The sequence below is a fragment of the Clostridioides sp. ZZV14-6009 genome, from assembly GCF_020658095.1.
GTDB lineage: Bacteria > Bacillota > Clostridia > Peptostreptococcales > Peptostreptococcaceae > Clostridioides.
This window is the reverse complement of sequence record NZ_JAGWDG010000015.1, coordinates 1-12,045: the sequence shown is the minus strand read 5'-3', so window position 1 is coordinate 12,045 and position 12,045 is coordinate 1. Positions and strand designations below refer to the sequence as shown.

Below are 12,045 nucleotides of genomic sequence, written 5' to 3'. Positions count from 1 at the left end.
ATTTTTTAAATTGAATCATTTTAAAATTTCCCTATAATTAATTATTTCCTATTTATATATTTTTTAGTATATCACTTTTTTGACTTTAAATTTATTACAAAAAAAACTCTTATAGTATCTCTAATAACACTAATAAGAGTTTTTTATTTTCATTAGAATTTTTACATATTTAATAACCTTTTGATATATCAACAACATTATCTACAGGTTTATTTTCTATTATATAATGTTTTAAATTATTATAGACCATATTAAATGTTCTCTCTTTATTTTTATCAGACACCCAAGAGTTATGAGGAGTTACTATAACATTTTCACTTTCCCATAGTTTATTATCTTTACTTAAAGGCTCACTTTCAAATACATCTAATGCTACACCTCTAAACTTCTCTACACAATCTTCTAAATCTTTCTGATTAACTGTGTTTCCTCTACCTACATTAATAAATACAGAACCTTCTTTCATAAGGTTAAACATATCTTTATTTACTATTCCATCTGTACTCTTTGTAGAAGGCATTGCTACAACTAATATATCACATTCCTTAAATACAACATCCATATCTTCAGTAGAAAAACACTTGTCAAAGTATTTTTTGTTGCTTCCATCAGTATTGACTCCCCATATTTCTACACCAAAGGCCTTTAACCTTTTAGCTGCTTCTGATGATATAGTTCCTGTTCCAAGAAATCCAACCCTTTGACCATATAATTCTGATACAGAAAAATCCATTTTCCATTCTTTATTTTGCTGTTGTTTAAAAAATTTTGCACTATTTTTATAAATTTCTAAAATATACATAACGATGCTTTCACCAATAGGTATACTATACCCTCCCCTATTATTAGCTACCTTGATATCTCTTTTTAACACATCTTCTTTTGGGATTTGGTCTATACCTACACTTGTTGTTTGTATATATTTTAAATTTTCCATTTTAGAAATATCTAATCTGTCAAAAGGATTATATGTAACTAGCACATCTGCAGTGTTTACATCTTCATTATTTTCTATACTATCTTCGGAATAATGTATAACATCATATCCTAATTCATTTATTTTTTTAAATTTTTCTTCTCCATAATTTATTGTAAATAATACTTTCATTTTACTTTCCTCCATCCACTTGTATTAAGATTTTTATATCTTACAGTATAATATGATACTTAACACATATTAGGTGAACTACCATACACTTAACTACCTACGGTAATGTTTGAAGTGGTGGCTTCTTGGTCAAGATAACTATTGTTATCAGTATCTCCAAGCTATTAGGCTAGTTCCTAACCCTTATGATTACCATTTATATGGCTAAGTTTAGTAGATTGATACTTGCATTGATATCTCTATCGTGGAATGCTCCACACTCTGGACATTCCCATTCTCTTAGTCCTAAGTTCTTCACTAATGGATTTTTATATCCACATTTAGAACATAATTGACTAGATGCGAAATTCTTATCTGCTACTATTATTTCTCTACCATACCAATTAGCTTTATATTCTAACATTCTTCTGAACTCCGGCCAACTTGCTTCGCTTATAGCTTTCGCTAACTTATGATTTCTTTTAGTCTATCTGATATAGAGTTATCTATTACTTTTCTTCTATATTTTATACACATAACTAAGTGATAGTGTAACAAAAATACTGAATGATTATTACTATCTAATTTCATTGTAATTACTTCCTTTCAGTTTTTACTACTGATTTTATAATACAATACATTTTTGAAAATCAAGTAAAATAAATAACCTATCGGTTAGGTTTACATCCTCCACCTCCTATGGCGAGGAAAAGGAATTTCGCCATAGGAGGTTAAATTTATTAGAAGATGGTTCTAAAAACTAATTTACTTATGCTCAATTGTTTTTCCTGAAGACATAGCATTGCGTTCTTGAACTAAATTTTCTATTAAATTATTTAATGTCCAATCAATAGATGTCTCAGTTACCATTGCTGTAAAAGGTCTATTTATTCTTACTTTTTTCAATCCTTCTAAAAATGCATTTACTTGTGTACTGGAAATATTATTAAATATTACAGACTTACTTTTAATTCCATTATCACATTCACTTGATATATTCCCATCCAAAATGTCTCTTACTATGTTTTCACCATTTTTATCACTTAAAATGATATGGTCTCTTATTCCAGCAAAATTACTAACATTTTTAATTAATGATAATTCTTTTTTATTAAAATTTACAAACATAATACACTTCCTGCTGTGTATTTTATCTAGATTATTATTATTTATTTTTTCAAATGACATTTTATCCATCCTTTCATTTATCTATATATTTTAATTTACCCTATCTATTTAAAATAATCAATTTTTACAGATAATTTTTATATTAATACCCCAAATTACATATAACTAATTCAACTATCCAAAACTAATATATAAAATTAGAATAATTAGATTAATATTTACAAATTATAATCTAAAGGAGAGATATGATACCATGAAGACACTACTAAACAAGAATTTTAGCATTAAAAACTTTTCATCTGCTTGGATTATAGTACTTGGTTGTATGTTGATACAAGCTATACCATTTAGTATTGTAGCAAGTATACAGCCCCAGTTTATAAGTTATGTTGTAGAAGGAGAAGGTTTTAGCTTAGCATCTTTTTCTCTAATATTTACTTTTGGTACTATTGCTTCAGCAATTGCATCACCATTTATAGGTAAATTATTTTCTAAGGTCAATATTAAGATATTATATTTATTAGGCTGTATAATTTCTAGCATTGCTTTTGCTACATTTTCTATATGTACTGAACTATGGCAATTTTATACGGTATCATGCATTGTACAAATTGGAGCTACAATTATATCTGCGATAGGAATACCAATTTTAATAAGTGCTTGGTTTGATGAAAAAAGTAAAGGAAAAGCTATGGGATTTGCTTTTGCTGGTGGCTCTATTGGTAGTATATTTCTACAACAACTTGTAGTTCGCTCATTAGCATCTCAAGGATACAGCCGTTCTTATCTAATATTTGGGATTGTAGCACTAATAGTTGGTATACCTGTAACATTATTTATGCTTAAAATGCCTAAAGATACTAATGAGAAAATAAGCTCTAAAATAAAAAATGACAAAACATCTAATAAAAATTCCCCTTCAGTATGGGGTTATACATTAAAAGAAGCTAGAAAGAATAAATATTTTTGGATTATGACAATTGGATTTGCTTTTGTAGGTATATATGTTTCATCATTATCTGTACAATATCCAACCTACCTTAGAAATTATATAAATCCAATTTTAATAGGAACAGTAGGTTCTACTTTTGCCTTATTTGCTCTTATTGGTAATTTATTTGGAGGATTATTATTTGATAAATTTGGTCAGATAAAAACACTGATTATATCTTTTATATTTGTACTTATGGCTACTTTATCACTACTATTTGTTGATACATCTGCTAATCTTGCATTTGTATTTGCTATTTTAAAGGGTCTTTCTGTATTTGCTTATATGATTGGACCTGCTTATTTAACAGGCACTTTCTTTGGTCAAAAGGAGTTTGGCAGTATTTTTGGGATTGTTCAGTTAATTTTTGCAATTGGATTTGCACTTGGTTCAACATTATTTGGATTACTCGTTGATAATTTTGGTTATAAATTCTCTTGGTCTATTATAATTTTATCAGTTATAGTCGCTTATGCTTTACTTATCACAGCTTCTATGGGAATGGCAAAGCTAAATAAGGATAGGTTAGATAAGTTAGCACAATAATTAATTCTTAATTTCTATAAAAATTATACAAAAAAGATGGAGGCTCTAATAACAACTAGAACTCCATCTTTTTATTAATTATATTATAATATAGCTAACTTTCTTTTATTTTTAACAGTGTTATCTATATCCTCATCTTTAACTATAGTAAATGCTTTTGTTGGACATACATTTACACATGCTGGTCCTTCTGGTGAATCTATACAAAAATCACATTTGTTTGCTGTCATTCTTTCTCTAAAGCAAAGCTTTCCTTTATCTACATCTTTTAGTGTAACTATATCTATCGCTCCTATAGGACATGCCAGCATACAAGTCTTACATCCTATACAATTTTCTTCATTTATTTTTATTGTATTACCCACCCTAACTATACCTCCATTTGGACAGGCCTTTGCACAAGGAGCATCTTCACAATGTCTACATTGTATTGGAGCACTAACTTCCTTTGTTTTTATGACAGAAAGTTTTGGGTTAAAGTTTATCTCATCTGGACTTTTGTAAAAAATATCTTCATCTGAATGTGCAACCACACATCCTATCATACAAGTTCTACATCCTATGCACTTATCAGGGTCTGCTATAACAAAATAATTCATTACTTAGCCACTTCCTTTCCTATACAATATGTAGTGTGTAATAAATGATGAGATTTTTCTCCTAATGGCTCTACTAGATATTCATCATATAATTTTTTGATGTCAGGATTTTCATGAGATTTTCTAATTGCCAAGTGTTCGTCATGCACATATGTTGCTTTTGTTCTATTTTCATAGGCTAAGTCTTTATATTCTTCTAGTAAAATTTTTGGCTGACCTCCACCACTTACACATCCAACAGGACAAGTCATAACCTCTATAAAATCTATATCCAACTTTCCTTTTTCTAAATCTTCAAGTACTGGTATTACATTTTTCAGTCCACTTACTACACCAACTCTTAAGTCTAAATCTCCTACCTTAATAGTTGATTTTCTAAAACCACTTTCTCCTCTTACTTGTTTTACTTCTACATTAGGTATACTTTCTCCAGTTATAAGCTCATAACCTGTTCTTATAGCTGCTTCCATAACTCCACCAGTAACACCAAATATAGTTCCAGCTCCACTGTAACTACCTAAAGGGCTGTCAAACTTTTCTTCTCCTAAATTTTTAAAATCAATTCCCATGTCTTTTATTAGGTAAGCTAGCTCTCTAGTAGTTAACACTACATCTACATCTCTATATCCACTAGAATCCATCTCTTCTCTATCACATTCATACTTTTTACATGTACATGGCATTATAGAAACACTAAATATTTTAGATGCATCCACATTATTTATTTCTGCGCCATATGTCTTAAATATTGCACCACCCATCTGCTGAGGTGATTTACAAGAAGATAAGTGATTAGTTAATTTAGGATAATTTTTTTCTATAAATTTAACCCAAGCTGGACAACAAGATGTAAACATTGGAAGAGTTCCACCTTCTGTAACTCTCTTAATTAACTCACTACCTTCTTCCATTATAGTTAAATCCGCTGCGAAATTAGTATCATAAACTCTATCAAAATTTAATGCTCTAAGTGCTGCTGCCATTTTTCCAGCACCTAAATATCCTAGATAGTATCCAAAATCCTCTCCTAAAGCTACTCTAACTGCTGGTGCACATTGAACCATGGTAAATACATCTGGGTCACTCAAAGCTTTTTTTACCCTATCTACATCACATACATTATGTGCTGCGAATATAGGTTCATTTATTGATTCTGGTATTTTTCGTTCTTGTTTTTTATCTTTCAAAAACTCAAATCCTTCATCTATAACTGAAGCATAAGATTTACAAATTTGAACACATTGACCACACATAACACATCTATCTAAGTTTATTTCTTGTGGTTTTCCTTCTTCCCCCTCAATAGCATTTACTGGACATACCTTTGAACATTCTCTGCATCCAGTACATAAATCTTTATCTATATTTATTATCATAAACGTCACCCCTTTATCCTTTATTTATTTGTCAACAATAAGCTAAGTGCAGCTTGTCTATTCTTAGCTTTTTTGTCATCTATTGGAGTAACAAGTTTTAATGCATCTTGAGGACATGCGCTTATACAAGCTATTTTTTCGTTGTCTTTACATAAATCACACTTATATGCTATTTTTTTATTTTCTTCCAAAATTACTTGTTCTACTTCTTTCCCATCTTTATATTGTGGAAGTAAATCTATAGCTCCAAAAGGACATGCTAGGAGACAAGTTTTACACCCTATACATTTTTCTTCATTAACAAACATGACGTTGTTCTCTTTGTTTATAGCTTTTTGTGGACATGAATTTAGACAAGGAGCATCTTCACAGTGTCTACATTGTATTGGCATACAGAAAGTATCACCTTTTACTAAATAAAGTCTAGGTATAACTGGTATGTCAACTGTCCCAACCGTATATCCTACATTATTATGTTGGTTATGCATCGTAAAACAAGCTACTTCACAAGTTCTGCAACCAGTACATTTACTTGGGTCTGCTATTACAAAAGAGCCTATTTTATTATTCATATTATCCCACCTTTCAATTTGTATATTTCTAAGTCCCTAGTTATTTTTATTATATATATTTATATATTTTAGTGTTTTTTCAATACTTATATTTCGCTTGCAATTTTTACACAAATTATACTTATTGGCATATACTTTGTCAGTATCATCAATTACTACTCCACACACTTCACATCTTGAATATTTTTTCTCTTCTTTATTAGCACACATACGCTTCAGTCTCACTTTTTGATAACTCTCTGTGAATTTGCATAGATATTCATTCGTCTTCCTCTTACAAATCCAATAAGAGTTATATTTAATTTTTTAGAAAGCTCTATTGATAAATTAGTTGGTGCTGATTTTGATATTACAATAGGGATTTGAGTCATAGCTGCCTTTAGTATCATCTCTAAAGATATTCTCCCACTTACAACTACAGTCTTATTTTTTAATGATATTTCATTTAAAACACAAAATCCTATTGCTTTATCCATTGCGTTATGCCTTGCTACATCTTCACAGGTCACTATTTTTTTATCATTATCAAATATGGATACACTGTGTACTCCACCCGTATTTTTAAATAATTCTGACGAATTTAAGTTTTTATCCATTATACTGTAAATCTCATCATAATTTATTTTTATATTACTCTCTACAGGAGTACACCTTATATAGTCTAGTGAGTTTAAAAATATAATTTGTTCCTCTTCATCATCATGTTTCTCTTGAATAGTTACTTTTGTAACCCGTTCCTTATCATTTATTTCTATATCTAATATGTCTTTTTTATTTTCTATATATCCCTTTGTTCTCAAAAAACCAACTACAAGCTCTTTTAAATTATATGGTGTACATAAAAATGTATTTATGTATTTATCATTTAAAATAAAGCTAAGTGGATATTCTGCAATTATTTCTTCATATTCATTAGATAAATTATATTCATTTATTTTGCTTATTTCTAACTTAAAAGAATTCATGTATTTATAATCTACCAAACTATAACTGTTTTCAAAAACTTCATCTTTACTATTTTCTTGTGACTTAGTTTTTGAGTATATATTCTCCATAAGATATTTACCCTTTCGCCTTCTATAAACCCTCAATCTAATAACTACTAAACATTTGTGGCAGTCATTTTATCTTTAAGACTTTGATATTCTTCTCTTACACATTTCTCTGCTAACTCTTGGTCATCAAGTTTTTCAAGTTTAACAGCACAATACTTGTATTCTGGTGTTTTAGATATAGGGTCTAAATTTGCTATTGTAAGCTCGTTACAAGCTCCAACCCACCACTGATAAGTCATATATGTCGCTCCTTCTTTAACTCTATCAGTTACTGTTGCTCTTGTGATTACACTTCCCCTTCTTGAACTAATTCTAACTAATTCATCATCTTCAATTCCTAATCTATCTGCATCATTACAATTTATTTGAACACGGCCTGGCTCATCTTCTAATGAACTAAGTGTTCTACAGTTACCAGTCATAGTTCTTACTGAATAATGACCAACTTCTCTTACAGTACATAAACTAAATGGATATTCATCATCTTCAACTTCCATAGGAGGTCTCCATTCTGCAGCAAATAAATTACCTCTTCCATTAGGAGTAGAGAATTTTTGTCCTTCATATAGATACATAGTTCCTTTGTCTTCCATGCTTTCACTCTTACAAGGCCACTGAACAGAACCTTGAGCCTCTATTTTTTCATAAGTAGCGCCTAAGAAATTTGGACATAATGCTCTAAGTTCATCCCATATTTCTTTAGTATTTTTATAGTTCATAGGATATCCCATTGCTGTAGAAATTTCACTTATAATTTGCCAGTCTGGTTTTACATCTCCTTGTGGCTCTATAGCTTTTCTCATCAATTGGAATCCTCTATCTGCACATGTATATACTCCATCATGTTCGCCCCAAGAAGTAGCTGGAAGTATAACATCAGCATGAAGAGCTGTCTTATTCATAAATATATCTTGAACAACAACAAACTCTAACTCGTCTAAAGCCTCTCTAACTTCTGATGCATCTGGGTCACTTTGTACTGGGTCTTCCCCAAATATATAATAAGCTTTAAGCTTCTTCTCTTTTAACACTAAATTTGGAACTTGAGTTAAACTATATCCATTATTAGGAGATAACTTTACTCCCCAAGCATTTTCAAATTTTTCTCTTATCTTATCATCAGTTACATTTTGATAACCAGGATATACATTAGGAAGAGCTCCCATATCACAAGCTCCTTGAACATTATTTTGTCCACGTACAGGCCCTATTCCAACGCTTTCTCTACCAAAATTGCCTGTAAGTAGAGCAATTGAGGCAAGCCCTTTAACTACATCAACAGCTTGACCAAATTGACAGACACCCATTCCATAAAGTATCATGGCCTTCTTACCTTTTGCATATTCTCTCATAGCTCTTCTTATAAGCTCTTCTGGAATTCCTGTCATCTTCTCAGCATATTTAGCTGTATATGGTTTAACAATTTCTTTGTACTCATTAAATCCTTGTGTATGGTTTTGAACAAAGTCTTTATTGTAGAGACCTTCTTCTATTAAAACGTTTCCAAAAGCATTTACTAAAACCATATTTGTTCCACCCTTTATAGGTAGATGTATATCAGCAATTCTTGCAGACTCAGTTAATCTAGGGTCAGTAACAATTAACTTAGCTCCATTTTTCTTAGCTTTAATTATTCTATTTGCAACTATTGGATGTGAATCTGCTCCATTATATCCAAATATAAATAAAACATCTGCGTTTTCTATTTCTGGTATAGAATTAGACATTGCACCACTACCTAATGAGTAAGCCAGACCGGCTACAGATGGTGCATGTCAGACACGAGCACAATGGTCAACATTATTGGTTCCTATTGTAGCTCTCATAAATTTTTGCATTATATAGTTTGCTTCATTACCAGGTCCTCTTGCAGAACCAGTCCCCATAATAGAATCAGGACCATATTTTTCTTTAATTTCGTTTAATCTTGAAGCTGTATAACTTATAGCTTCATCCCATTCAACCTCTTCTAGCACACCTTGTTTTCTTATCATTGGTTTTTTTAGTCTAGGTGTTAAAATTTTAGGGTCATTTAGAAAATCCCATCCATAACGACCTTTTAAACATAAACTTCCTTGATTTGTTCTACCATCAGCTGGCTCTGCTCTTAATATCTTGTTATCTTTTACTACTAGATATAATTGGCATCCAGCTCCACAGTATGGACAAACTGTTAAAATTTTCTTCTCCATACATTTCCCCCCTTAGATTTATCCCCTGATGAGTAAAATTTACCTTAAAGATAATGAAGTATTTTTATAATATGCAAAATTTACAAATATTTTGCAATATTATCTATTAAATTCAACAATTTTCTCACAATTCCTTTTAAATTTCAAAAAAAATATGTCATAATAATTCTTATATTTTAATCATCTAATTAAAATATTATAGTTCTTATGACATATTTTTTAATATATGCTTATTTAGATTTATCTAATTTTCACTTAAAACGGCATTTCTACCAATTCTATTTTTCATTCTATAGTGAGTGATTACAGTAAAGATACCACTTCCAATCAGAATCAAATAGTACATAAATCCACCATATAAAAATACTGCATAACCCATTAGAGGTTGAGGGAATACTGATTTAAATATAGTGAAAAATGCTAATTCATTAGCTCCTACATTACCAGGTGTTGGTATTGGTGATATTGCCATATATAAAAAAGCTTGTAGTGTTAATATATAAATATAGCTATAACCTTGTAAATTAAATGCTTTATATATCCAAAAAGAAACACTAAAGTAAGCACTTAATTGAATAAAAGTCACTATAATAGTTAAAATCAATACTTTTTTATTTTTAGCAAAAAAACTTATTGCTTTACTATAATCATCTATAAAATTTTCTATAGAGTCTACTTTACTCTCTAGGAATCTTAAAAACTTAATTTTTGCTAAATACTTTATTGAAACTCTCATAAAATATTTTATTTTTTGAGGATTTAAAATAACTAAAATTATCATAATTAAAACAAATGAATTAATTGCTATTCCTAGAAACACTAAGGGCATGATTACTTTCATTTGTTTTTCTAGCATAGCTAGATTCATTAATACTAATATTGTGCAATAAACAGTAACTACTATTTGAAAAATAATAGACTTATTTGTAACAACTGCACTTGCTTTACTAAGTGGCATTTTGCATTTTTTAAGTACATATATCTGTACTGGTTGGCTTCCTGAAGCAAATGGAGTTATTAGATTATAATAAAATCCCATAATGGCTAGCTTGAAACCAATAAATCTAATATTGACTTTGTGAGTACTTTCTATAATTATCTTCATTACTAATCCTTCAAGCATTATGTGAGACATTATTGCCAGAGCCCCTACAAATAAAAACTTTTTATCTACCATAGTTATAACATTTGATAACATCTTAATATCTAATGTTTTAAATACCAAGTAAATTGTTATACCTATTAGTAAAAATAAAAATGTATACTGTAGTAAGCTCTTCCTAATATTTTTTAGTTTATCCATTAGAAAAACCATCCTTTGCTCAAGATTTATATTAAACACAATATTATTAGTATACACTACTAATATTAATATTTTATAACAAAATACCTTACAATTTTGTCATTTACAAAAAATATTAATCTATAAATTAAATTTTAATATATAGATTAATATTTTACAAACATTTTGTAGATATATACAGTATTTGCACTGAGTATTATACCCACTTATATCCTATCCCCCATACAGTCTCTATTGTATAAATATCATAAGATTTAAACTTGCTTCGTATATTTTTTATGTGTTCTGTAATAACACTTATATCACTTTCTCCATCAAATCCATATACATGCTCATATATTCTTTCTTTTGAAAAGACTTGTCCCTTATTTTTTGCTAGAAATTCACATATTAGATACTCACTCTTAGTAAAATTTATCTTATTATTATCAACAGAAATTTCTTTTCCCAAAAAATTAAATTGAACATTTGATATAGTTAATGAATTTTTTTTCTCTCTATTTTCTCTTCTCAAATGAGCATTTATTCTGGCTCTTAACTCACCTACACCAAAAGGCTTTGTAATATAATCATCAGCCCCTATACCAAGACCATACATAACATCACTTTCCATATTTTTAGCTGTCAAAAACAATATTGGGCAATCAACCTTATTTCTTATATTTTTACATACTTCAAAACCATCCATTTTAGGCATCATTACATCTAATATTATTAGATTAAAAGGATTATAGTCAATATCAAGAATATTTTCTACATCACTAATTACCTTTACTTCATGCCCATCTCTCTTTAATATATTTTCAATTAACTTTAACATATCTAATTCATCATCTACTACTAGTATCTTAGACACACTAACACCTCCATTACATGTTTAATTACACTTTAATTTATATATTTAATTATATCTTTATAAATTTATATAAAATCTCATACTATTATATTATAACTTACAACGATTAATTAATATTTTACAACAAAATCATTTTAACACTTCAAACATAAAAATTTTATATTTTAAACGCTTAATATTTATTTTACAATAAAATTGCCGAAAAGCCCCCTTCTTTAGATGTGAGGATGAAAGGCAAGGTCTTAATATAAATAAAAGTCAGGATAATACTTGCAACCTAACACTACGAATGATAGATTATGTGTAGGAGGTGTTAGTTTTTATGTATAAATCTAACGGA

11 protein-coding genes and 2 pseudogenes are annotated in these 12,045 nt (G+C 29.3%); 1 reads left to right on the top strand and 12 read right to left on the bottom strand.

The features are described 5' to 3' along the window. Positions 1-169 precede the first annotated feature (169 nt). The 4 genes and pseudogenes from KGF36_RS15675 to KGF36_RS15660 all read right to left on the bottom strand — a co-directional run bounded on the left by KGF36_RS15675 (position 170) and on the right by KGF36_RS15660 (position 2,275). Positions 170-1,108, bottom strand: a complete 939-nt coding sequence (locus KGF36_RS15675) for a phosphoglycerate dehydrogenase (protein WP_227828270.1) — start codon at positions 1,106-1,108, stop codon at positions 170-172. Positions 1,109-1,304: 196 nt separating this feature from the next. Next, a pseudogene (locus KGF36_RS15670) lies at positions 1,305-1,568 on the bottom strand (RNA-guided endonuclease TnpB family protein); the annotation flags it as partial. Next, a pseudogene (locus tag KGF36_RS15665) lies at positions 1,562-1,678 on the bottom strand (transposase); the annotation flags it as partial. The pseudogenes KGF36_RS15670 and KGF36_RS15665, both read right to left, overlap by 7 nt. Positions 1,679-1,852: 174 nt before the next feature. After that, the gene (locus tag KGF36_RS15660) at positions 1,853-2,275 is read right to left on the bottom strand and encodes a DUF3783 domain-containing protein (RefSeq protein ID WP_227828269.1); all 423 of its coding nucleotides are present in this window, start codon (positions 2,273-2,275) and stop codon (positions 1,853-1,855) included. A gap of 193 nt (positions 2,276-2,468) precedes the next feature. Between KGF36_RS15660 and KGF36_RS15655 the strand changes: the two genes are divergently transcribed. Continuing rightward, complete coding sequence (locus KGF36_RS15655; RefSeq protein ID WP_227828268.1) at positions 2,469-3,752, top strand: conjugated bile salt MFS transporter; 1,284 nt, start codon at positions 2,469-2,471, stop codon at positions 3,750-3,752. Between the two features lie 83 nt (positions 3,753-3,835). Here KGF36_RS15655 and KGF36_RS15650 read toward each other — a convergent pair whose 3' ends face one another. The 8 genes from KGF36_RS15650 to KGF36_RS15615 all read right to left on the bottom strand — a co-directional run bounded on the left by KGF36_RS15650 (position 3,836) and on the right by KGF36_RS15615 (position 11,705). Next, on the bottom strand, positions 3,836-4,351 hold the full coding sequence (locus KGF36_RS15650) for a 4Fe-4S dicluster domain-containing protein (protein WP_227828267.1): 516 nt from the start codon (positions 4,349-4,351) through the stop codon (positions 3,836-3,838). After that, the gene (locus tag KGF36_RS15645) at positions 4,351-5,727 is read right to left on the bottom strand and encodes a [FeFe] hydrogenase, group A (protein ID WP_227828266.1); all 1,377 of its coding nucleotides are present in this window, start codon (positions 5,725-5,727) and stop codon (positions 4,351-4,353) included. Before KGF36_RS15645 ends, KGF36_RS15650 begins: the two co-directional genes overlap by 1 nt. 20 nt (positions 5,728-5,747) lie before the next feature. Next, positions 5,748-6,299, bottom strand: coding sequence for a 4Fe-4S dicluster domain-containing protein (locus KGF36_RS15640; protein WP_227828265.1), 552 nt, complete (start codon positions 6,297-6,299; stop codon positions 5,748-5,750). Positions 6,300-6,335: 36 nt separating this feature from the next. Further along, the gene (locus KGF36_RS15635) at positions 6,336-6,509 is read right to left on the bottom strand and encodes a hypothetical protein (protein WP_227828264.1); all 174 of its coding nucleotides are present in this window, start codon (positions 6,507-6,509) and stop codon (positions 6,336-6,338) included. Positions 6,510-6,520: 11 nt separating this feature from the next. Next, complete coding sequence (gene fdhD / locus KGF36_RS15630; protein ID WP_227828263.1) at positions 6,521-7,354, bottom strand: formate dehydrogenase accessory sulfurtransferase FdhD; 834 nt, start codon at positions 7,352-7,354, stop codon at positions 6,521-6,523. Between the two features lie 47 nt (positions 7,355-7,401). Then, positions 7,402-9,546: a formate dehydrogenase subunit alpha gene (gene fdhF / locus KGF36_RS15625; protein ID WP_227828262.1), complete on the bottom strand. Its 2,145-nt coding sequence runs from the start codon at positions 9,544-9,546 to the stop codon at positions 7,402-7,404. A 244-nt stretch (positions 9,547-9,790) separates the two neighbouring features. Next, the gene (locus tag KGF36_RS15620) at positions 9,791-10,849 is read right to left on the bottom strand and encodes a lysylphosphatidylglycerol synthase transmembrane domain-containing protein (RefSeq protein WP_227828261.1); all 1,059 of its coding nucleotides are present in this window, start codon (positions 10,847-10,849) and stop codon (positions 9,791-9,793) included. A gap of 196 nt (positions 10,850-11,045) precedes the next feature. Beyond that, complete coding sequence (locus KGF36_RS15615) at positions 11,046-11,705, bottom strand: response regulator transcription factor (RefSeq protein ID WP_227828260.1); 660 nt, start codon at positions 11,703-11,705, stop codon at positions 11,046-11,048. Positions 11,706-12,045: the final 340 nt, after the last annotated feature.